The sequence below is a fragment of the Streptomyces sp. NPDC050842 genome, assembly GCF_044456565.1.
Lineage (GTDB): Bacteria > Actinomycetota > Actinomycetes > Streptomycetales > Streptomycetaceae > Streptomyces.
On the sequence record NZ_JBITGA010000011.1, the window covers coordinates 49,372 to 70,757 of the forward strand.

The 21,386-nt window shown below is 73.0% G+C and carries 22 protein-coding genes and 1 pseudogene; 1 reads left to right on the forward strand and 22 read right to left on the reverse strand.

Features of this window, described 5'->3' with window-relative positions; translation table 11 throughout:
- Positions 1-59: 59 nt before the first annotated feature.
- The 22 genes and pseudogenes from ACIBG6_RS31580 to ACIBG6_RS31685 all read right to left on the reverse strand — a co-directional run bounded on the left by ACIBG6_RS31580 (position 60) and on the right by ACIBG6_RS31685 (position 20,236).
- Entirely contained in the window at positions 60-785 is a 726-nt protein-coding gene (locus ACIBG6_RS31580) for an alpha/beta fold hydrolase (RefSeq protein WP_399226138.1), read from the reverse strand.
- 47 nt (positions 786-832) lie between these two features.
- Positions 833-1,153 (reverse strand): GNAT family N-acetyltransferase, encoded by a 321-nt coding sequence (locus tag ACIBG6_RS31585; RefSeq protein WP_055640692.1) that lies wholly within the window; start codon positions 1,151-1,153, stop codon positions 833-835.
- Positions 1,154-1,198: 45 nt separating this feature from the next.
- Positions 1,199-1,939 carry a GPR1/FUN34/YaaH family transporter gene (locus ACIBG6_RS31590; protein ID WP_328941021.1) on the reverse strand — a complete coding sequence of 247 codons (741 nt, stop codon included), beginning with the start codon at positions 1,937-1,939 and terminating at the stop codon, positions 1,199-1,201.
- A 14-nt stretch (positions 1,940-1,953) separates the two neighbouring features.
- Positions 1,954-3,840, reverse strand: coding sequence for an amidohydrolase (locus ACIBG6_RS31595; RefSeq protein WP_399226139.1), 1,887 nt, complete (start codon positions 3,838-3,840; stop codon positions 1,954-1,956).
- Positions 3,837-4,790, reverse strand: a complete 954-nt coding sequence (locus tag ACIBG6_RS31600; RefSeq protein WP_399226140.1) for an alpha/beta hydrolase — start codon at positions 4,788-4,790, stop codon at positions 3,837-3,839. The genes ACIBG6_RS31595 and ACIBG6_RS31600 overlap by 4 nt, the downstream gene beginning before the upstream one ends.
- A 42-nt stretch (positions 4,791-4,832) precedes the next feature.
- The gene (locus ACIBG6_RS31605) at positions 4,833-5,663 is read right to left on the reverse strand and encodes an alpha/beta fold hydrolase (protein WP_141299877.1); all 831 of its coding nucleotides are present in this window, start codon (positions 5,661-5,663) and stop codon (positions 4,833-4,835) included.
- A 132-nt stretch (positions 5,664-5,795) separates the two neighbouring features.
- Positions 5,796-7,220 carry a dihydrolipoyl dehydrogenase family protein gene (locus ACIBG6_RS31610; RefSeq protein ID WP_399226142.1) on the reverse strand — a complete coding sequence of 475 codons (1,425 nt, stop codon included), beginning with the start codon at positions 7,218-7,220 and terminating at the stop codon, positions 5,796-5,798.
- Entirely contained in the window at positions 7,220-7,798 is a 579-nt protein-coding gene (locus ACIBG6_RS31615; protein ID WP_399226143.1) for a Dps family protein, read from the reverse strand. The genes ACIBG6_RS31610 and ACIBG6_RS31615 overlap by 1 nt, the downstream gene beginning before the upstream one ends.
- A gap of 91 nt (positions 7,799-7,889) precedes the next feature.
- Complete coding sequence (locus ACIBG6_RS31620; RefSeq protein ID WP_399226144.1) at positions 7,890-8,396, reverse strand: DoxX family membrane protein; 507 nt, start codon at positions 8,394-8,396, stop codon at positions 7,890-7,892.
- Positions 8,397-8,401: 5 nt separating this feature from the next.
- On the reverse strand, positions 8,402-9,064 hold the full coding sequence (locus ACIBG6_RS31625; protein WP_399226145.1) for a hydrolase: 663 nt from the start codon (positions 9,062-9,064) through the stop codon (positions 8,402-8,404).
- Between the two features lie 436 nt (positions 9,065-9,500).
- A pseudogene (locus ACIBG6_RS31630) lies at positions 9,501-10,019 on the reverse strand (hypothetical protein); the annotation flags it as partial.
- Between the two features lie 117 nt (positions 10,020-10,136).
- Positions 10,137-10,331 (reverse strand): hypothetical protein, encoded by a 195-nt coding sequence (locus ACIBG6_RS31635; protein WP_141297606.1) that lies wholly within the window; start codon positions 10,329-10,331, stop codon positions 10,137-10,139.
- Positions 10,332-10,462: 131 nt separating this feature from the next.
- Positions 10,463-11,107, reverse strand: coding sequence for a hypothetical protein (locus ACIBG6_RS31640; protein ID WP_399226146.1), 645 nt, complete (start codon positions 11,105-11,107; stop codon positions 10,463-10,465).
- Positions 11,104-11,775 carry an ABC transporter ATP-binding protein gene (locus ACIBG6_RS31645; RefSeq protein WP_399226147.1) on the reverse strand — a complete coding sequence of 224 codons (672 nt, stop codon included), beginning with the start codon at positions 11,773-11,775 and terminating at the stop codon, positions 11,104-11,106. Before ACIBG6_RS31645 ends, ACIBG6_RS31640 begins: the two co-directional genes overlap by 4 nt.
- The gene (locus tag ACIBG6_RS31650) at positions 11,768-12,736 is read right to left on the reverse strand and encodes an ABC transporter ATP-binding protein (protein WP_399226353.1); all 969 of its coding nucleotides are present in this window, start codon (positions 12,734-12,736) and stop codon (positions 11,768-11,770) included. Before ACIBG6_RS31650 ends, ACIBG6_RS31645 begins: the two co-directional genes overlap by 8 nt.
- Before the next feature lie 38 nt (positions 12,737-12,774).
- Entirely contained in the window at positions 12,775-13,611 is an 837-nt protein-coding gene (locus ACIBG6_RS31655) for an ABC transporter permease (protein WP_399226148.1), read from the reverse strand.
- A complete protein-coding gene (locus ACIBG6_RS31660; RefSeq protein ID WP_399226149.1) occupies positions 13,604-14,596 on the reverse strand; it encodes an ABC transporter permease in 993 nt (330 codons plus the stop codon). The genes ACIBG6_RS31655 and ACIBG6_RS31660 overlap by 8 nt, the downstream gene beginning before the upstream one ends.
- Positions 14,593-16,209: an ABC transporter substrate-binding protein gene (locus tag ACIBG6_RS31665; RefSeq protein WP_399226151.1), complete on the reverse strand. Its 1,617-nt coding sequence runs from the start codon at positions 16,207-16,209 to the stop codon at positions 14,593-14,595. Before ACIBG6_RS31665 ends, ACIBG6_RS31660 begins: the two co-directional genes overlap by 4 nt.
- A gap of 109 nt (positions 16,210-16,318) precedes the next feature.
- Positions 16,319-17,413 carry an acyl-CoA dehydrogenase family protein gene (locus ACIBG6_RS31670; RefSeq protein ID WP_399226152.1) on the reverse strand — a complete coding sequence of 365 codons (1,095 nt, stop codon included), beginning with the start codon at positions 17,411-17,413 and terminating at the stop codon, positions 16,319-16,321.
- Positions 17,410-18,612, reverse strand: coding sequence for an acyl-CoA dehydrogenase family protein (locus ACIBG6_RS31675; protein ID WP_399226153.1), 1,203 nt, complete (start codon positions 18,610-18,612; stop codon positions 17,410-17,412). Before ACIBG6_RS31675 ends, ACIBG6_RS31670 begins: the two co-directional genes overlap by 4 nt.
- A complete protein-coding gene (locus ACIBG6_RS31680) occupies positions 18,609-19,577 on the reverse strand; it encodes an NADPH:quinone oxidoreductase family protein (RefSeq protein WP_399226154.1) in 969 nt (322 codons plus the stop codon). The genes ACIBG6_RS31675 and ACIBG6_RS31680 overlap by 4 nt, the downstream gene beginning before the upstream one ends.
- Before the next feature lie 68 nt (positions 19,578-19,645).
- Complete coding sequence (locus tag ACIBG6_RS31685; protein ID WP_399226155.1) at positions 19,646-20,236, reverse strand: helix-turn-helix domain-containing protein; 591 nt, start codon at positions 20,234-20,236, stop codon at positions 19,646-19,648.
- Positions 20,237-20,314: 78 nt separating this feature from the next.
- Between ACIBG6_RS31685 and ACIBG6_RS31690 the strand changes: the two genes are divergently transcribed.
- The gene (locus ACIBG6_RS31690) at positions 20,315-21,295 is read left to right on the forward strand and encodes an NAD(P)/FAD-dependent oxidoreductase (RefSeq protein WP_399226156.1); all 981 of its coding nucleotides are present in this window, start codon (positions 20,315-20,317) and stop codon (positions 21,293-21,295) included.
- The last annotated feature ends 91 nt before the right edge of the window (positions 21,296-21,386 follow it).

A 21,386-nucleotide genomic window follows, 5' to 3' on the forward strand; every position in this document is an offset into this window, starting at 1 on the left:
ATCAGAAGCTACCAGCGCTCGAACATTATCGACTAATCGTTCCAACCAGAACGATCGGGTCAGTGGGCGGTGGACCGGGCCGCGTCCTGTATCAGCTCCGCCACGGCCTTGGGCTGGGCGAGCATGACCAGATGGGAGGCGTCGACCTCGACGGTGGTCATGCCGGCGCGCTCGTACCCGTAGCGCTCCACATCGGGGTTGATCGTGCGGTCGGAGGAGGCGACCAGGCCCCACGAGGGCTTGGTCTTCCACGCCGCGACAGGCGCCGCCTCCGAGAAGGCACGTGCGGCCAGGGGGCGCTGGGAGACGGCGAGCACCGCGGCGAGGTCGGGGTCGACGTCCGCCGCGAAGAGGGCGGGGAACTTCTCGATCTCCACCGAGACGTCGGTGCCCGTCTCGGTGGAGCCGGCCACCGGGAACGGGGTGTAAACGAGCGCGTCGGCGAGACCGGAGTCGGGGAAGCGGCCCTGCAGCTCGCCCAGGCTCTCGCCCTCCTCCAGTGCGTATCCCGCGAGGTACACCAGTGCGCGGACGTTGTCCTCCGCGCCGGCGAGGGTGATGACGGCACCACCGTAGGAGTGCCCGACCAGGATCACGGGGCCTTCGATGGCGCGGATCACCGAGGCTATGTACGCGGCGTCGTCGACGAGGCTGCGGTTGGGCACGGCCGGGGCCACCACTTCCATGCCGGCGGCGGTCAGCTCGGGGATGACGCGGGCGAAGCTGGAGGCGTCGGCGAAAGCGCCGTGGACGAGGACGACGGTGGGGCGGGCGTGTCGGGGCATGGGGGAACTCCTCGGAGAGTGGACGGGGAAGGCTGTGGCGGGGTGCTTCACAGGCCGAAGCGGGCGCGCCTCGCCTCGGGCACAAGGTCGGCGTATTCGAGGTGCTTGCCGATCCAGCCCCGGATGAAGGGGCAGTACGGCAGGACGCGCAGCCCTCGGGCCCGGGCGTCGTCGAGGACCCCGCGGGCGAGCAGCCCGCCCAGGCCCCGGCCGGCGAACCGGCTGTCGATCTCGGTGTGGATGAAGGCGATCTCGCCCTCCGAGAGGTGGTACTCGGCGAAGCCCGCGGTCTCGGTGCCGTCGGCGTCGCCGTCGGCGAGGATCTCGTACCGGGACTTCTCGGGCCGGTCGGTCACTCGGGGTTCCATGGGTGCTCCTGTGCGGTCGTGGTGTGACGGGGGCGGTGGCTGCGTTCAGAGGGTGCGGCGCACGCCCGCCTGGCGTTCCAGGTTGCGGAGCTGGACGGAGAGGTCGCCTTCGACGGCGAGGTGGGCGGGGCCGCTGCGGCCGATGGGCAGGACCTGCTCGCTGCGCATGTCCTCGAGCATCAGGGCGAACGCCGTGTACATCGCGACGACCGCCACCAGCAGGCCGAGCACCCCGGACGTGCGCGTCAGCCATTCGGCGCCGGTGACGCCCGCGAGGCCGGTGGCCGCCCAGCGGGGCAAAGAGACCGCGAGGACGAGCCACAGCGCCCGCTTGGGCCCGGTCACGGCGGTCATCAGCGCGCCGAAGCAGAGGAGTGCCAGGTTGAAGACGCCGAGGACCTTCAGGCCGTCGGCCGCGCCGCTGAGCATGATCAGCGAGTAGGGCAGCCAGCTGCCGGCGAACACCGCCATCAGGGTCGCCGCGATCACGTCACGGGCACCGAAGGCCAGGAAACTGACCAGGAGTTGGAGGACGAAAGCCGGCAGCACGGTGAGGGCGACGGCGGTACGCGCCTCCTCGCCGAGGATCCCGAGCTGGAGGCAGCCCGTCATCACGGACGCGATGGCGATCGTGAAGAAGCCGAGCGGCATGGGTGAGGCTATCGGGCGCAGGTTGATCCGGGTCATCGACCGGAGGTCCGGCTCGAAACGGCGTCCCGGGGGGACGTCCGGCGGGGTGGCCCGGGCGTCGTCGCCGCTGTCGGCGGTGGGTGAGGCGGTACTCATCGTGTGGATCTCTCTCAGTGCTCGAAGCAGGGGTCGACGAACGACGGCTGTGTGTCGGGGACGGAGCCGCGCGCGACGCGCCACCGGCGGTGCTGCTCGGACTCGGCGACGGCCTCGGCCACGAGCGAGGCCTGACGGGCGCCGCTCTGGTAGCCGCCGAAGTGGGCGACGGGGCTCCACTCGGGGCTCACCGGCGGGACGGCCTCGTCGAGACCCTCGTACTCCGCGGTCGCGTAGACGATGCGGCCACCGACGACGGTGAGGACGGACTCGATGTCGGGGATGACGTCCTCGGGCACGGTGAGGTAGTCGTCGGACAGGATCGCGAGGTCGCCGTACGACCCTTCTCGCAGGGTTCCCTTGACGTCCTGCTCGCCGGTGAGCTGCGCTCCGCCCCGGGTGTAGAGGCCGAGGGCGGTCTCCCGGTCGAGCAGGTTCCCCGCCGGACAGAGCGCGGTGCCGCCGACGGTGCGCCCGGTGACCAGCCAGTGCAGCGCGACCCACGGGTTGTACGAGGAGACGCGGGTGGCGTCGGTTCCGGCGGCGACCGTCAGGCCGCGGTCGAGCATGGCCCGGACCGGCGGGGTGTGGGCGGCGGCCTCGGCGCCGTAACGGTCGAGGAACGCGGCGCCCTGGAAGGACATGCGGTTCTGCACGGACACGGCGCCGCCGAGGGCCGCGATCCGATCCAGGCTGTCGGCCGAGACGGTCTCCGCGTGGTCGAAGAGCCAGCGGTTGCCGCCGGGGAAGAGTCCCTCCGCGGCCAGCTTCTCGAAGACGGCCAGGTCGCGGCGGATGGTCTCGTCGTAGGTCGCGTGGAGCCGGAAGCCCCAGCCGTTCTCGAGCAGGAGCCGTACGGCGCTCTCGAACTCGGTCTCGTAGCCCGCGGCGAGCTCGGGCCGGGGCTCGGAGAAGTTCTCGAAGTCGGCGGCGGCCCAGGTCAGATTCTCTCCCGCGCCGTTGAGGCGGAGCCACTCGTCCCCGTCCCCGGGCTTGACCATCTCGGTCCAGCGCTTCAGGTCGGCGAGTTCCTGCCCGGCCGTCTGCGGGAAGAGGTGGTAGGCGATCCGGAGGGTCAGCTCCCCCGACCTGGCAAGGTCGGTAACCGTCGCGTAGTTGTCGGGGAAGTTCTGGAAGCCGCCGGCGGCGTCGACCGCGGACGTCAGTCCGAAGCGGTTCAGCTCGCGCAGGAAGTGGCGCGTCGACGTCCGCTTGTCGGCCTCGTCGAGAGCAGGTGCCTTGGCCAGCGTCGAGTACAGGACGAGAGCGCTCGGCGCCGCGAGGAGGACGCCGTTGGGTTCGCCGTCCCGGCCCCGGACGATCTGCCCGCCCCGGGGGTCGGGGGTCTCCCGGGTGAACCCGGCCGCCTTGACCGCGGCCCGGTTCATCAGCGCCGACTGGTACAGGTGCAGGACGAAGACCGGGGTGTCGGGGGCGGCGGCGTTCAGCTCCGCGACGGTCGGCATCCTGCGCTCGGCGAACTGCTCGGCGGTCCAGCCGCCCACCACCCGGATCCACTGCCCCTTCGGGGTGCGGCCGGCCTGCTCGCGCAGCATCGCGAGGGCGTGTCGAAGGCTTCGTACGCCGTCCCAGCGCAGCTCCAGGACGTAGTTCAGGCCGCCCCGGATGACATGCAGGTGCGAGTCGTTGAGGCCGGGGATCACCCGGCGGCCGAGGGCGTCGACGACCTTCGTGCCCGGCCCGACGAGGTGGGCGAGGTCGTGGTCGTCGCCGAGGGCCGCGACCCTGCCGTCGCGGATCGCGACGGCACGGGCCTCGGGTCGGTCGGAGTCACCGGTGAAGACCTTGGCGTTGCGGACGAGGAGGTCGGCGTGCTCGTGCTCCCGACGCGGGGCGGGGACGAGGCCCACCACCGGCATGCTCGTCGACGGCCCGGTCATGCGAGGGCCTTGCGCAGGATGTCGGTGGCGATTCCGATGGCGAGCTCCGCGCCCCGCGTCTCGCGCAGCGCGTTCAGCATGACGAAGTCGTGGATGGCGCCCTGGACGCGCAGGGCGGTGACAGGGACGCCCGCGGCACGCAGCTTCGCCGCGTACGCCTCGCCCTCGTCGCGCAGGACATCGGCCTCGGCGGTGATGACCAGGGCGGGCGGCAGGCCGGTCAGCTGCTCGGTGGTGGCACGCAGGGGGGATGCGGTGATCTGCGCACGCTCGGCCTCCTCGGTCGTGTACTGGTCCCAGAACCACTTCATCGCGTCGCGGCGCAGGAAGTAGCCCTCGGCGAAGGCGTGGTACGAGTCGGTGTCGAAGCTCGCGTCGGTCACCGGGTGGAAGAGGACCTGCTGGACGAGCGTGACGTCGCCGCGCTGCTTGGCCATGAGGGTGAGGGCGGCGGTCATGTTGCCACCGACCGAGTCGCCCGCGACGGCGATCCGGGTGCCGTCGAGGTCCTTGTGGTGTCCCTCGCGGGCGACCCACTGGGCGACGCTGTAGTTCTGCTCGATAGCGACGGGGTAGCGCGCCTCAGGCGACAGGTCGTACTCGGGGAAGACCACGGCCGCCCCGGTGCCGACGGCGAGTTCGCGGACGAGCCGGTCGTGGGTGTGGGCATTGCCGAAGACCCAGCCCGCTCCGTGGATGTAGAGGATGACGGGAAGCGGGCCGGTGGCGCCGCGGGGGCGGACGATCCGGGCGCGGACGTCGCCGGTCGGGCCGCCGTGGACGGTGATCCACTCCTCGTCGACCTCGGGCAGGGGGACGCCCTCACCGCTCTGGACACCGTCCACCGCCTTACGGCCTTCAGCGACGGGGATCTGGTAGAGGTACGGCGGCTGGGCGGTGGCATCGGCGAAGGACTGGGCTGCGGGTTCGAGGACCGGACGGTTCTTCATGAGGGGCTCTCCTTCAGGGGATGTACGGGGCGGGTCGGAGCGTCAGCGGGTCGCCCGCACGGCGGCGAGGATGACGTGGGTGACCACGGCCGGGCGGGAGACCGCCACTGCATGGGACGCGTCCACTTCGGTGATGTGCGAACCGGCACGCCGGGCCATCCACCGTTCGGCGGCGGCCGGGATGTTCTTGTCGGCGGTGGCGATCAGCGCCCAGGACGGGATCGTCTTCCAGGCCGCCTCCCCGGCCTTCTCCTCCAGCGCGGCGGTGGCGACCGGGCGCTGGGTCGCGGCCATGACCGCCGCTTCGGCGGCGGGTACGTCGGCGGCGAACTGCCCGTGGAACTTGGCTCGTTCGATGACGAGTTCGGTGCCGGTGCCACCTCCGGGCAGCGGGTACGACCGCGGGTTCACGGTGTCGCCGAGGGTGGAGCCCGGGAACTTGGCGGCGAGCTCGGCCGCGCTCTCCCCCTTGTCCGGGGTGAACGCGGCGATGTAGACGAGGGCCTTCACACGGCTGTTGCCCACTGCGGCGCCACTGATGACGGCGCCTCCGTAGGAGTGGCCGACCAGGACGACGGGCCCGTCTACGGCGGCCAGCACGCTGCGCAGGTAGGCGGTGTCCGCGGCGAGACCGCGCAGCGGGTTGGCGGGCGCCAGGACGGGGTAGCCGGCGTGCTGCAGCCGCCGGATCGTGCCGCTCCAGCTGGAGGCGTCCGCGAACGCTCCGTGGACCAGGACGATCGTCGGCTTGGGGTCGTGCCGGTCGGTGTCGGCCGCGGCCGGGCGGCTCGCGGGTGCGGCGGGTACGGCGCCGATCAGGGCGGCCAGCGTCGCGGGCATGGCGAGGGCGAGGGTGCGCCTCGTGAGCTGCATGGGTGGGTGTTTCCTTGTCGGGTGGGGAAGCGTGGGGGTGTGCTCGGTCGAGCGGGAGGGGTGCGCCGCTCGGGCGGAGGGAGTGCGCCGGCCGGGCGGACGGGACCGGGCTCGGGAGAAGGGGGCCAGGCCTCAGAGGCCGTACGCCTCCAGGAGCCGGAGCCAGACCTCGCTCACCGTCGGGAAGGCGGGCACGGCGTGCCACAGGTGCTCCAGGGGGACCTCGCCCACGATGGCCACGGTGGCGGTGTGGATGAGTTCGGTCGCCAGGGGGCCGGTGAGCGTGCAGCCGACGACGACTCCCCGGGTCTCGTCGACGACGAGCTTGGCGAGGCCGCGGTAGTCGTCCGCGTGGAGCGCGGCGCCGGCGACGTCGTCGATGCGGTACTCCACCGTGCGTACCGCGAGACCCGCTTCGCGTGCCGCGCGTTCCGTGAGGCCGACGCTCGCGACCTCGGGACAGGTGAAGACGGCCTGGGGGACGGCAATGTGGTCGGCCTCCGCGCTCCACGGCTGTCGGCCGCCGGTGACGGCCGGGCGCCCTGCTGCCCGCTCGGCGATCGCCGCCGCGCAGGCGCGGGCCTGGTACTTGGCCATGTGGGTCAGCGGCGCACGGTGATTCACGTCGCCGACGCCGTAGAGCCATGCGCCCTCGATCGCGGTGACCCGACAGGTGTCGTCGACCGGGAGCCAGTCGCCTGCCGGCAGTCCGACGGAGTCCAGGCCGAGGTCCGCGGTGCGCGGGCGCCGGCCGACGGCGGCGAGGACCTCGTCGCAGACGAGGGCGGTGCCGTCGTCCGTGTTCACGGTCACCGTGCGGGTGTCGGCGTCACGGGCGACCCGGACGGCCGACGCCCCGAAGCGGATCGTGACGCCCAGATCGCTCAGCCCCCGGGTGACCTCTTCACCGGCACAAGGCTCCCAGCCGGTCAGCAGGGCCTGGTCGCGGACGAGCAGAGTGACGGAGGAGCCGAGAGAGCGCCACGCCGTGGCCATCTCGCAGGCCACCACTCCCCCGCCGATGACGACGAGCCGCTCGGGCACCGCGTCGGCCGTCGTGGCCTGCCGGTTGGTCCACACACCGATCCGGTCGAGCCCTTCGACCGGCGGAAGGGCGGGCTCCGTGCCGGTGCAGACCACGACCGCGTGTCGGGCCCGGAGGGTACGGACCGTGCCGTCGGCCCCGGTCACCTCCACCCGGCGCTCACCGGCGAGCCGTCCGTGCCCCCGTACGAGCGCGATGCCCACACCGTCGAGCCAGTCGGCCTGGCCGGCGTCGTCCCCGCGCCCGGTGAAACGGTCACGCCGGGCCAGGACGCGCGCCGGGTCGAGCGCCGCCGTGACCGCCTGCCGGGCTCCGTCGACCGACCGTGCCGCCGCTCGGGCGGCGCCGGGTCGCAGCAGGGCCTTGCTCGGCACGCAGGCACGGTAGGAGCACTCGCCGCCGACCGCCTCGGCCTCGACGACGACGGCGGTCAGCCCCGACCGGACGACCCGGTCGGCGGCGACCTCGCCGGCCGGACCGCCGCCGACCACGACGACGTCGTACGTGTCCATCAGCCGCGCACCAGAGGGGTGTCCACGAGGTGCTCGGCCAAGAACCACACCTGCGCCTCGCCGGTGCGGATGACCTCGGAGACGAGCAGGTCGGTGCTGCCCTCGTCGCCCTCCGCCGAGATCCGGGCGGCGGCGTCCCGCGCGTCGATCAGGATCCGCTCGTGCGCGTCGAGGAGCCGCGACAGCATGACGGGCACCGGCTCGACGCCGTCCGGCGGCCGGGGAATCGCGGTCAGCTCCGCGACGTGGCGCGGGTCTCCGACCGCGACGCCGCCGAGGCTCTGGACCCGCTCGGCCAGCGCGTCCACGATGGCCAGTTGGGCCTCCGCGTGCTTGTCCAGCATCAGGTGGAGCGAGTAGAAGGTCGCCCCGCGCATGAGCCAGTGGTGCTTCTTGTAGAGGGAGTACAGGATCTGCGTGTCGGCGAGAACGCGGTTCAGCCGCTGGCAGGCGTACATGCGGGTGTCGTGGCCGAGGCCGATCGGCAGCTGCTTGAGCGTGCCGAACGCCTGCGTCTCGGCGCCCTTCTGATGCAGCAGCGGCTGACCGCCGCCGTGCGGGGACGTGAGGGTGTCCATCGGGTGCTCCTGTTCGGGAGAGAGGGTGGGAAAGGCCTGGCCGCCCGGTCAGGGGTACGCGGGCGGCCGGACCGGTCTGCGCGGCTCGCGCTCAGCGCTCGGCGATCACCGGGGCGGAGGGCCGGTGCAGTACGAGCCGGGTGAGCAGCCCGCTGCCGAGACCGGCCACAAGCGCGAGGGCGGCCCACCACAGCGGGTACGGCGTGAGGCTGAGTGCCGCGTCGAGGGACCAGGCGCCTGGTCCGGTGGCGGCGAGGGCGGCGGCGGTGCCGATGAGGACGAGCGGGTACTCGTATCCGTCGTTCTGCACCCAGAGCCCGTGGCGCCATTTCACGGTGAGCGCGACCGTCATGACCCCGATGGCGCCGGTCGCGGCGAGCGGCGTCAGGAGGCCGGCGGCGAGCAGCAGGCCCGATCCGATCTGACCACCGCCCGCCGCCAGTGCGGTGAGGGCTCCGCCGCGGAAACCGTCGGCGCGGAACTCCTCGGTACCACCCTCGAGCCCCTTGCCGCCCAGGTGTGAGCTGATCTTCTGTACACCGTGGCCGGCGACGAGCAGTCCCACCAGCAGACGCAGGATCAGAATGCCGGTGTCCACAGGGCTCAGCCGGCGGCGTGCGCGCCGATGACGCTCTGCGCGTACACGACGCCCAGGCCGTAAGCGCCCGCGTGGGCCTTGACGATCTCCATGACCGCGCCGTACGACTCCTGACGCGCCCAGTCGCGCTGCAGCTCCAGGAGGACCTGGACCCAGGTCACCGGGACGGCGCCGGCGGCGATCATCCGCTGGAGCGCGTGCTCGTGGGCGGCCGGGCTGACGCCACCGGAGGCGTCGGAGACGACGTACACCTCGTACCCCTGCTCAAGGGCGGAGAGCGCCGGCAGCACCAGGCAGACCTCGGTCCACAGGCCGGACAAGATGATCTTCTTGCGCCCGGTCGCCTTGACCGCCGCCACGAGCGCCTCGTCCTCCCAGGCGTTCATGGACGTACGGTCGATGACCTCGTTCTTGGGGAACACCTCGGCGAGCTGCGGCAGCAGAGGCCCGGAGAACGACTCGGCGGCGACCGTGGTCAGGACGGCCGGCACATCGAACGCCTGAGCCGCCTTGGCCAGACCCACGGTGCTGTTGATGATCGCGGCGCGGTCGCCGCTCCCGGTGCCGAAGAACATCTGCGGCTGGTGGTCCACGAAGAGCATGACCGCGTTGTCGGGCGTAAGCAGATCCTTGCTCGGGGCGGCCTGCACCTTGTTGATGTCGAACATGAGGGGTCCTCTCGAAGCAATCGGTACGTGCCCGCCGCGTCCGCGGCTCGGCACTTCTTCAAGCTACGAGCGCCCCGACCGGCCGCGTTGACCTCCGGCGCCCAGGGGTTGGCACGACAGCGCACAACCGGTGAAGGACCAGAGCCGCGCAGTGTCACGGGCGCGAACGCACAAGGTCGCGACGCCGGCACACTCGCCCCGAGACCCCTCCGAAAAGGCGCGTATCCACACCCCAACCCAACGAAGGGCCGCCTCACCAGCGGAAACGCTGCCAGGAACGGGCTGGGGAGAATCTGGGGAGAATGAATGTCCGGTGGGGAGCGGCTGGGGAGAATCGACCGCGCAAAACGACGTCACCATGAAAGCCCCGGAAACAAGCAAAGTCGCAGGTCAGCACGGCTCGTACAGCCATCTGCGCAGGTCAGCAGGTTGAGGGCGAGGACTTCTTGAAGATCCTCTCGAAGTCGAGGCGGGTGATGGCCTCGACGGTCGAGGAGCGCTGCGGCAGCTTGTACTCGGCGAGGGTGTCGAGGGTGCGCGGGTCGAGCAGCTTCAGGAGGAAGCCGCTGAAGGTGCCGCAGACGGTGACGAGGCGGCCGCCCGAGTCGAAGGTGACGGTGGCGCACTCGCCGCCGACGGGGGCGATCTTCTCGCTGTCCACGCGCGGGTCGCGGCCGAGCGGACCGGAGTACGGATGGGTGCCGCTGCCCGCGCCGTCGGCGTGCATGCCGCTGCGCCCGTTGGGGGCGAGGTACGGATGCTGGGCGGGGGCCTTGCCGGGTACGGGCCGGGCGGTGGCGGGGGCGCCGTCGTAGTGGTCGACGAGTCGGTGGCCGATGGCGAGGGGTATCTCCTCGGCCTGTGCGACGGGGGCGGCGCCCGCGAGGAGGGTCGCGCTCAGCGCGACGACCAGCGCGAGCGCGCGTGCTCGTCTTCGGGGCGGATGGGTGGTCACTGCGGCTCCTCGGGTTGCTGACAATCTGTCGCGCCGGCCGCCGACGCTAGGCCCGAGTCGGTGAGATGTACATGCAACTGCCCCGTGTTTCACAGCCAGTTCACGATCACGCAATGATCACGGCTTGAGGCTGGAGACCACGTTGGCGGTGGCGGCGACACCGTTGTGGATGGTGGGCGCCACGCTGGTGCCGGCGAGGAAGAAGCCGAGCAGGGCGCAGGTGAGCGCGTGGGTGACCTTGAGTCCGCCGCTGCGCAGGAAGATCACGGCCAGCACCAGCAGCAGCACCACGACAGAAATGGAAACGGCCATCGCCTTCACGTCCCTCCGTCGCCGCACCGGAATTGCGGCGTTCGGCGGACAGTGTGGCGGAATGAGCGGTCCGTCCGGGCGTATGGCGGGGCGGCCATACGGGTGGGATTTCTGCTGGACGCCCCCTGGGTTCAGCCGCCGAGGCTCTCGGCGATGCTCGGGTGCCGCACCGCGTCGAGCTCCGGATCGGCGAGCAGCCCCGCGATGAGCGCCGCGTCGCCGAAGACCTCGGTGGCGTTGAGGTCGAAGTCGGTGAGGACGAGCCAGCTGCCGTCCGCCGCCCACCAGGTGGCGGGAAACCATCCGTCCGGCATGGCGTCGTGGTGGGCGAGGGCGTCGCCGAGCCGACCCCGCCGGGCGACCAGCCGTTCGCCGTGGAGCATCCGTTCCTCGTGGGACGTCGCCACGGGGGCCCGGACGCCCGCACAGGCGGTGTCCGGGCCTTGGGGACCGCTGCGGACCAGGTGGTCGACGAGCCGGGCCAGGCAGGCGCGGTCCATCTCCGCCGGGTCGGGACCTTCGAGGTCGTGCGTCCCCTCCACGCCCTCGAAGACCAGGGAGGACAGGGTGCCCGGCCAGTCGGCGAGCCGTCGGCCGGCCCGGGACAGCACCTCGTCCCAGCGGAGCCGTTCGGGACCGTCATGGACGGTGTGGAGGATCCAGCAGCGGTCCTCGTACCCGCCCTGGGGCTCGTAGCCACAGTCGGCGGCGGTGACGGCGGCGCGCAGCCCGTCGAGGGGATCGTCCTCGGCGGCGCGCCCCCAGGGGGTGGTCACGGGCCCTCCTCGGCGGGCAGGCACTCCTTCCACTCCACCGTACGGTCGCACCAGCGGTTCAGCAGGACGCGGTCGTGGCCCACGGCGAGCAGGCCCGCTCCGGTCTCCGTACGGTAGGCCTCGACGGCGGCCACGAGCGCGGCCGTCGTGGACGCGTCGAGCATCGCGGTCATCTCGTCGCAGATCAGCCAGCGCGGACGCAGGGTCAACGCGCGTGCCAGGCAGGCGCGTTGGAGCTGGCCGTCGCTGACCTCGTGGGGGCGGCGGGTGAGCAGGTCGGCGGTGAGGCCGACGGCCGGGGCGAGTTCGGCGACCCGGCTGTCGGCCTCGGCCCGGCGGCCGGTGGCGCGGAGGGGTTCGGCGACGATCTCGGCGAGGGTGAGCCGGGGATCGGCGGCGGTGCGGGGCTGCTGGAAGACGACGCCGACGGCGGTACGGAGCTCACGCGGGGCGCGGTGGCGCCAGGCCCGGACCTCGGTGCCGTCGAGGACGAGCCGGCCCGCGTCGGGCCGGTGGAGGAGGGCGGCGACCCGGGCGAGGGTGGACTTGCCGCAGCCGCTGGGGCCGAGGAGGCCGACGGACTCGCCGGGGGCGACGGTGAGCGAGGCGCCCCGGAAGACGGGCTCGCGGCGGTCGTAGCCGGCGGTGACGGTGTCGAGTTCAAGCACGGGGGTGCTCCGGGTGGTGGCAGGCCACCCCGGCGCGCGGCTCGGGGCGGGTGGCGCAGAGGTCGGTGGCCAGGGGGCAGCGCGGGGCGAAGGCGCAGCCGTCGGGCAGCGCGGAGAGCTCCGGGGGCATGCCGGGGATGGGGGTGAACGCCCGGTCGGGGAGGGCGTCGAGGAGCCCCCGCGCGTACGGGTGGCGGGGGCCGGTGGCACCGAAGAAGCGGTGGGCGGGGGCGAGTTCGACGATCCTGCCCGCGTACATGACGGCGACGCGGTCGGCGATGCGGGCGGCCGCGGCGAGGTCGTGGGTGATGAGGAGCAGGCCCCGGCCCTCGTCGACGTGGCGGCGCAGTTCGTCGACGGTGCGGTCGACGAGGTCCCGGTCGAGTCCGGTGGTCGGTTCGTCGGCGAGGAGGAGGCGGGCGTCGCCGATGAGGGCGAGGGCGGTCGCGGCGCGCTGGGCGAGGCCGCCGGAGAGCTCGTGCGGGTACCGGTCGAGGTGGCCGGCCGGGAAGGCGGCCCGTTCGGCGGCGTCCTCGGCGGCCTTCCGCCGCGCGCGGCGCGGGGTGCCGGTGAGGGCCCGTACGGTCTCCTCCAGCTGGGACCGGACGGTGCGGACGGGGGTGAGGTGGGCGGCGGGGCTCTGCGGTACGAGGCCGACGCGGCGGCCCCGTACCGTGCGAGCCAGGGTCTTCTCGTCGGCGGCGAGCAGGTCGGTCCCGTCGATCAGCGCCGTACCGGACGTCTCGGCGTTGCCCGGGAGCAGGCCGAGGAGGGCGGAGGCGAGGACGGACTTGCCGCAGCCGCTCTCGCCGACGAGGGCGAGGCACTCCCCCGCGCCGAGGTCGAAGTCGGCGTCGCTGACGGCGGCGACGGTCCGGCCGCCCCGCAGCCGGAAGCGGACGGTCAGGTCGCGGACGCTGAGGAGGGCGTCCTCGGCGCGCTCGGCGGTGACGGCCTCCAGGGCCCGCAGAACCCTTCCCTCCGGAGCGTGTGGGGCGTTCACAGCATCAGCTCCGATCGGCGGCGCGGGTTGAGTCGGTCCCGCCACACGCCCGCGAGTCCCGCGATGGCGAGGGTCGGCACGATGAGGAGGAGGCCGGGGAAGAGGGTCGGCCACCAGTCTCCGGCGAGGAGCGAGGAGCGGGCGTTCTGCACGAGGTTGCCGAGGCTCGCCTGGTGGCTGGGGAGGCCGAGGCCGAGGAAGGAGAGCGCCGACTCGTGCCACATGGCGTGCGGGACCATGAGGACGGCGGCGAGTCCGGCCTGCGGCAGGACTGCGGGCAGCAGGTGCCGGACGGTGACGCGCCACCGCGAGGCGCCGCCGGAGACGGCGGCGTCCACGAAGGGCCGGGTGCGCAGCGAGAGGACCTCGGAGCGGACGATCCGGGCGGTGGAGAGCCAGTGGGTGACGGCGACGGAGGCGATGACCGGCCAGACGCCGGGCCGGAAGAGCGCGACGACGAAGATGCCGAGCAGCAGGTGCGGCACGGACGAGAAGGCGTCGACGAGCCGCATGAGGCAGCGGTCGGTCCAGCCGCCGAGCGCTCCGGCGGCGGCTCCGACGGCGGTGCCGACGACGGTGGCGACGAGGGCGGCGACGAGCCCGACGAGGAGCGAGATCCGCAGCCCGTAGATGCACCGCAGGAGCAGGTCGCGGCCGAGGTCGTCGGTGCCGAAGGGGTGGTCCCAGGACGGCGGGAGGAGCTTGCGCGAGAGGTCGACGGCTTGTTCGTCGAGCTGCACGAGCGGGGGGACGACGAGGACGGCGAGGAGGATGACGCCGACGGTCACGGCGGAGCTCCACAGCCGCAGGCGGTGGGTGCGCTGGTCAGCCATCGAAGCCCACCCTCGGGTCGGCGAGTCCGTAGAGCAGGTCGGAGAGGAGGTTGCCGAGGAGGACGGCGGCGGTGGCGAGGACCGTGAGGGCCGCGAGCAGCGGGAAGTCCACGGAGGTGGCGGCCGTGACGGTGGCCGCCGCGATGCCGGGCCAGCTGAAGACGGTCTCCACGAGCAGGGCGCCGGTGATGAGCTCGGGGACGCGGGAGCCCACGAGGGTGAGCATGGGCAGCATCCCGGAGCGCAGGGCGTGGCCGGTCAGGACGGTGCGGCCGCTCAGGCCGCGGGCGCGGGCGCCGCGCACCGGGTCCTCGTCGAGGGCGTCGCCGACGCCCTGGCGGACGTACAGGAAGAACCAGGGCAGCTGGGAGATCCCGAGGACGAGCGCGGGCAGCACGAGGTGGCGGGCGACCTGGCCGGCGGTGACGGTGTCGCTGGCGGTGTCGGTGAGCCCGCCGGCCGGGAGGACGCCGAGCTTCAGGGCGAAGAACCAGATCGCGAGGAGGCCGAGCCAGAAGGCGGGGGCGGCTTCCAGGGTGTACGCGGCGGAGCTGACGGCCCGGTCGAGGAGGCCGCCGCGGCGGCGTCCCGCGAGGACGCCGAGGAGGGTGCCGAGGGCGATGGCGATCAGGAAGGCGGTGACGGCGAGGAGGACGGACCAGCCGAGGCGCTCGGTGATGACCTCGGCGACGGGGCGGCGCATGACCGAGGAGTCGCCGAGGTCGCCGGTGACGGCGGCGGTGAGCCACTCCCACCAGCGGGTGAGGAGAGGCAGGTCGGCGCCGAGGTTGGCGCGGAGCTGGTCGAGGTTCTCCTGCGAGGCGGTCAGTCCGGCGGTGCCGGCGTAGGCCTTCACGGGGTCGAAGGGGGAGGCCGCGGCGACGGCGAACACCGCGAAGGTGACGGCGAGGAGGACGGGGACGGCGGCCAGGGCGCGCCGTCCCGTCATCCGCGCCATGGCCCCCCAGGGGAGGCGGCGCTTCACTTCTGCGTCGCTCCGGTGTTCTTCGGCTTCCAGCCCTCGACGTCCCACCAGGGGCCGGAGGCGAGGCCGTGGTCGTGCGGCTCGATCTGGGTGCTCAGCCCGTTCCAGCTGTCGTCGACGACGTACAGGTGGTCGATGTGGGTGAGGAAGGTGTAGCCGGGGTTCTTGGCCAGTTCGCGCTGGACGGTGTCGTACGCGACGCGGCGCTCGGCGGTGTCGTTCGTCCGGCGGCCGTCCTCCAGGGCACGGTCCACGGTCTTGTTGTCGTACCAGGCCATGTTGTTGAAGCCGTCGCCCCCGAGGGAGGACTTCAGGAGCAGGTACTGGTCGAAGTCGGGGTCGCCGGGCGTGCCGCCGCCGGCGAGGACGGCGTCGGTCTTCATCCGGGGCTCGATGACCTCCCAGGTGCCGGCCTGGGTCGTGATGTCGATGCCGGCCTTCTTGGCGTCGGAGGCGTAGGCGAGGGCGTGGTCCTGGCGGAGCTTGTCGCCGGAGAGGTACCAGAGCGGGAATTCGGCGCGGACGCCGTTCTTGACGCGGATGCCGTCCGGGCCGGGCTTCCAGCCGGCCTCGTCGAGGATCTTCTGGGCGCCGGCGAGGTCGTGGCGGCGCTCGGTGCCCTTCGCGAACCAGGGGCTGTCGGTGGGGACGGGCCCGTAGGCGGGCTTCCCGGCCCCTTCGAGGATCTTGTCGACCATGGCCTGGCGGTCGACGGCGATGTCGAGGGCGCGGCGGACGGCGGTGTCGCCGGTCACCTGGTGGTGGGTGGGGAGGGTGACGGTGCGGTAGTCGTACGTCTTCGCCTCGTACGTCTTGCGCCCCTTGTCGCCCTTGAACCCGGCGGCGAGGTTGGGCGGCAGGATGGCGCCGTCGAGGTCGCCGGCGCGCAGCCGGGTCGCGCGGACGTCGTCGTCCTTGACGATGGCCATGGTGAACTTCTTCACCGCGGGCGCGCCGTCCCAGTAGGTCGGGTTGGCCTTGAAACTGAGCTTCTCGCCCTTGGACCAGCCGGTGAGGACGTACGGTCCGGTGCCGATCGGCTTCGTGGTGAAGGCGCCGGTGTTGACGTCCTGCTTCGCGGCGACGTGCTCGGGCGCGATGGCGTGGACGGTGCGCTCGGCGAAGGGCGCGTAGGGGTACTTCAGGGTGAAGACGACGGTGTCGTCGCCGATCGCCTCGACCTTCTTGACCGCGTCGAGCTCGGTGCGGGAGGCGTTGTTCGTCTTCGGGTCGAGGATCGTCCGGTACGTGAAGACGACGTCCTTCGAGGTGAAGGGTGCTCCGTCGCTGAAGGTCACGCCGTCGCGGAGCGTGTACGTGTACGTGAGCCCGTCCGCGCTGACGTGCGGCAGCTTCGCGGCGAGGGCGGGCTTCAGCCTCATGTGCTCGTCGAAGGCGAGGAGCCCGTCGAAGATCTTGGAGTTGCCGTCCTTGCCGTAGCCGAGGAGCGGGCTGAGCGTCTCGGGCTCGTAGGCGATGCCGACGACCGCGGAATCCTTGGGGCCGCCGGAGGCCCCGGCCGGGGAGCCGGGGTTCGTGCAGGCCGCCGCCGCGAGGGCGAAGGCCCCCGCGAGTATCGCGGGGGCCGCGCCGCGGATGGATCGGGCGGTCATCGTGTCCACACCCCTTTTGGAGATCAACTGTTATTGCGAACGGCTTGCAATTAAACAGTATGTAAAGGGGTGTGGGCACAGTGGGCCCCTTACCGGGCCGCGACGACCCTCACGCCGGGGCCGGGAGGTCCACCAGGGCGGCGATCGCGTCCTGGTGGCGGCCCGCCGAGCCCAGGGCGAGCTGGTCGGACTTGGCCCGCTTGAGCGCCAGGTGGGCGGGGTGCTCCCAGGTCATGCCGATCCCGCCGTGCAGCTGGACGCACTCCTCGGCCGCGCGGACGGCCACCTTGGAGCAGTAGGCCTGGGCGACCGCCACCGTGAGCGGGGCGTCCGGGCTGCCGGTGGCGAGGGCGTCGGCGGCCGCGCGGGCCGCCGCCCGGGCACCGACGACGTCCAGCCACAGCTGGGCCATGCGGTGCTTGAGCGCCTGGAAGGAGCCCACCGGCCGGTTGAACTGGTGGCGCTCGCGGGTGTGCCGGACGGTCTCCTCCAGGCACCACTCGGCCAGGCCGAGCTGCTCGGAGGCGAGCAGTCCGGCGCCCGCGAGCAGCCCGCGGCGGACCGCCGCGGCGGCCGCGTCCGGCCCGGCGAGCCGGGTGCCGCTCCCGGCCTCCGCCGTCACCCGGGCGAGCGGGCGGGTGAGGTCGAGCGGGATCTGCGGCTCGACGGTCGCCTCCGCCGCCGGCACGGCGTACAGGCCGTCGGCGCGGGAGACGAGGAGGACGTCGGCGGCGCCGGCGTCCGCGACGCCGGTGACGGTGGCGGCGACCGACGGCTCCGCGTACGGGGACGCAGACAGGGGTACGGCGAGGACGGCGACCGTGCGGCCGCTCGCGAGCCCGGCGAGGAGCTCGGCCGCCGAGGTGCTCTCCCCCGCGAGGGCGAGCAGCGTCTCGGTGGCCACGACCGCGCTCGTCAGGTACGGCGCCGGGGTCACCGCGCGGCCCAGCTCCTCCAGGACGACGGCGGCCTCGCGATGGCTCGCGCCCTGGCCGCCGAGCTTCTCGGGTACGAGGAGTCCGGCGGCGCCCATGTCTCCCGCGAGCGCCTTCCAGAGGCCGGGAACGTACGGGCTGTCCGACTCGATCCGGCCGAGCAGCTGCGGGTGGCCGGCCCGGTCGGCGAGCAGGGAGCGGACGGCGGCCCGCAGGTCGTCCTCGGTCTCGGAGTAGAGCAGATCGCTCTGTGCTGTCCGTTCCGTCATCGGCTCAGGTCCTTCCAGGCGACGTCCTTGTCGTTGCGGGGCTCGGAGGGCAGGCCGAGGACCCGTTCGGCGACGATGTTGAGCAGGACCTCGGTCGTGCCGCCCTCGATCGAGTTGCCCTTGGAGCGCAGGTAGCGGTAGCCGGCGTCGCGGCCGGTGAAGTCGACGAGCTCGGGTCGGCGCATCTCCCACTCGCCGTACAGCAGCCCTTCCTCACCGAGGAGTTCCACCTCCAGGCCGCTGATGGCCTGGTTGAGCCGGGCGAAGCCGAGCTTCATCGCGCTGCCCTCGGGGCCGGGCTGGCCCGCGACGAGCTGCTGGCGGAGCCGTTCGCCGGTGAGCCGGGCCACCTCGGCGTCGACCCAGAGGTCGAGGAGGCGCCGGTGCAGGTCGTGGGTGCGCAGCTCGGGGCGTTCGCGCCAGGTCGTGGCGGCCTTCCCGATCATGCCGCCCTCGCGCGGGATGCGGGCGCCGCCGATGGAGACCCGCTCGTTCATGAGGGTGGTCTGCGCGACGCGCCAGCCGTCGCCGGTCTCGCCGAGGCGGTGGGCGTCGGGGATCCGGACGCCGGTGAGGAAGACCTCGTTGAACTCCGCCTCGCCGGTGATCTGGCGCAGCGGCCGGACCTCCACGCCGGGGTCGGTCATGTCGCAGACGAAGTAGGTGATGCCCCGGTGTTTGGGGACGTCGGGGTCGGTGCGGGCGATGAGGATGGCCCAGCGGGCGACGTGGGCGCTGGAGGTCCACACCTTCTGCCCGTCGACCACCCAGTCTCCCCCGTCGTCCCGGACGGCGCGGGTGCCGAGCGCGGCGAGGTCGGAGCCGGCGCCGGGCTCGCTGAAGAGCTGGCACCAGACCTCCTCCCCCACCCACAGCGGGCGGAGGAAGCGGCGCTTGACCTCGTCCGTGCCGTAGGCGAGGAGGGTGGGGGCGGCCATGCCGAGGCCGATGCCGATGCGGCGCGGGTCGTTGTCGGGGGCGCCCGCGGCGGCGAGTTCGGTGTCGACGACGGCCTGGAGGGCGCGGGGCGCGTCGAGTCCGCCGAGGCCCACGGGGTAGTGCACCCAGGCGAGTCCGGCGTCGAAGCGGGCGCGCAGGAAGTCGGTGCGGTCGGTGGTGGCCGGCGGGTGATCGGCGAGCAACTGCCGGGTGAGGGAGCGGAGTTCTTCGGCGCGGGTTATGCGTTCGGCGTCGGTCATGCGCGGGCTCCTTCCGGGAGGACGACCAGGCGGCCGGTGGTGGTGCCGTCGGCGACGCGCTGGACGGCGTCCGCCGCGCCGGCGAAGGGGACGCGGTCGCCGATGAGGGGCTTGATCAGGCCCTTGGCGGCGTAGGCGGTCAGGGTCTCGTGGCAGCGGGCGATCGCGCCCGGGTCCTTCGCCGCGTACAGGCCCCAGTGGAGGCCGAGGACGGAGTAGTTCTTCACGAGCGCGTGGTTGAGGGCGGGGGCGGGGACGGTGCCGCTCGCGAAGCCGACGATCACGATCCGGCCCTCGAAGGCGACGCACTTGGCGGACTGCTGGTAGGCCTCGCCGCCGACGGGGTCGTAGATCACGTCGGCGCCGCGGCCCCCGGTCGCGGCCTTGACGGCGGCGACGACGTCCTCGGAGCGGCGGTCGACGACGAGGTCGCACCCGAGGGCGCGGGCGGCGGCCGCCTTCTCCGGTCCGCCGACGACCCCGATGACGGTGGCGCCGGCCGCCTTGCCGAGCTGGACGGCGGCGCTGCCGACCCCGCCCGCGGCCGCGTGGACGAGGAGCGTCTCGCCCTCCTGGAGGGCGGCCCGGCGGTGCAGGCCGAACCAGCCGGTCTGGTAGCCGATGTGCAGCGCGGCGGCCTCGGCGTCGTCGAGGCTCTCGGGGGCGGGGAGCAGTCCGGCGGCGTCGGCGAGGGCGTACGCGGCGAATCCGCCGTGCGGGAGTGCGGCCGTGGTGATGACACGGCGGCCGTCCTCGGTCTCGCCGCAGAGCTCCACGCCGGGGGTGAAGGGCAGCGGGGGCCGGACCTGGTAGTGGCCGCGACAGAGCAGCGCGTCCGGGAAGTTGACGTTCGCGGCGCGGACTCTGAGGAGGACCTGCCCGTCGGCGGGCGTGGGCGGCTCCACCTCCTCGCGGCGCATCACCGCGCTCGGTTCGCCGTTCTCGTACACACGCCATGCCTGCATCCGTGAGCCTCCTCCGTACCGGGTGGTCGGTGGCATACTAAGCGGTCGCTTGCACCCTGCGGAACGGGTCAGCCGGACTTCTTCGGTCGCGCCCTGACGTGCATGCGCTCCCCCTGCGGGCCGAAGAGGCTCAGGAACTCGACGGGGCCGTCGGCCGTCGGGCCGAACCAGTGCGGGACGCGCGTGTCGAACTCGGCGGCCTCCCCGGCGGTGAGGACGACGTCGTGCTCGCCGAGGACGAGCCGCAGCTTCCCGGAGAGCACGTACAGCCATTCGTACCCCTCGTGGACGCGGGGCTCCGGGGCCTCGGTCGGCTTCTCCTGGATCACCTTGTACGCCTGGAGGCCGCCGGGCTGCCGGGTCAGCGGGTACATCGTGCGGCCGTGGCGCACGATCGGCCGGGCCTTGACCCGGGGGTCGCCGACGGCGGGGGCGCCGACCAGCTCGTCGAGGGGGACCTGATGGGCGCGGGCGAGCGGGAGGAGCAGTTCGAGGCTGGGCTTGCGCTGCCCGGACTCCAGGCGGGAGAGGGTGCTCACGGAGATGCCGGTGGCGGCGGAGAGCTCGGCCAGGGTCACCCCTCGGTCGCGGCGGACGCGACGGAGCCGGGGGCCCACCTCGTTCAGTACGGCGTCGATGCGGTCGTCGTCTTCGGTCATGGCTCCAGTGTTCCTCGGGTGTTGCGGAAACGGCAAGAACAGTTGCCGTTCGACCCGGCGGAAAGCGACGCTCAGGGCATGAGCACGAACGTGAGGAGCGCGGAGATGACGAGGGCGGACGAGCGGTACGACGTGGTGGTGGTCGGCGGTGGCGCGGCCGGTCTGAGCGCCGCGCTGATCCTGGGCAGGTCGCGGCGCCGCACCCTGGTGGTCGACGCGGGCGAGCCCCGCAACGCGCCGGCGGCCCACATGCACGGGGTGCTGTCCCGGGACGGGATGAGCCCCGCCGCGTACCTGGAGGCGGGGCGGCGCGAGATCGCGGAGTACGGGGTCGAGTGGCGGGCCGGGAGGGTGACGGGTGCGACGCCGGACGGACAGGACGGGTTCACGGTCACCCTCGCGGACGGTACGGCCGTGGGCGCGCGGCGGCTCGTCGTCACGACCGGGCTCGTCGACGAGCTCCCGAAGCTCGGCGGGGTCGCCGAGCGGTGGGGCCGGGACGTGCTGCACTGCCCGTACTGCCACGGCTGGGAGGTCCGCGACCGGGCCTTCGGCGTGATCGCGCACCCGAGGATGCCGGCGCACCAGGCGCTGATGCTCTCGAACTGGTCGAAGGACGTGACGCTCTTCCCGCACACGGCCGACGAGCTCTCCGCCCACGACACGGCGCTGCTCGACGCGGCCGGGGTCACGGTCGTGGCGGGCGAGGTGACGGGGCTCGTGGTCGAGGACGACCGGCTGACGGGGGTCGGGCTCGCCGACGGCCGGGTGGTGGCCCGCGAGGTGGTCTTCGTCGGAGCCGACCGCCTCGTGCCCGGGGACGGCGTCCTGCGGCAGCTGGGGGCGGCGCTGCGCGAGACGCCGTTCGGGGAGTTCGTGACGGTGGACGAGACGGGCCGCACGAGCGTGCCCGGCGTCTGGGCCGCCGGGAACGTGACGGGCCCGCAGGAGCAGGTCGTCAACGCGGTGGGGCTGGGCTACCGGGCCGGCGTGGCCGTCAACAACGAGCTGCTGCTCGGCGACCTGGAGGACGCGGTGGCCGGTCGGCCGCGCGGATGAACCGGTGGTACTGCGGCTGCGCCGCCGCGACGCAGGGGTGAGGATCGGTCATGGTGGCCGGAAGCCGGTGGGACCGGCGGCACGACTCCGG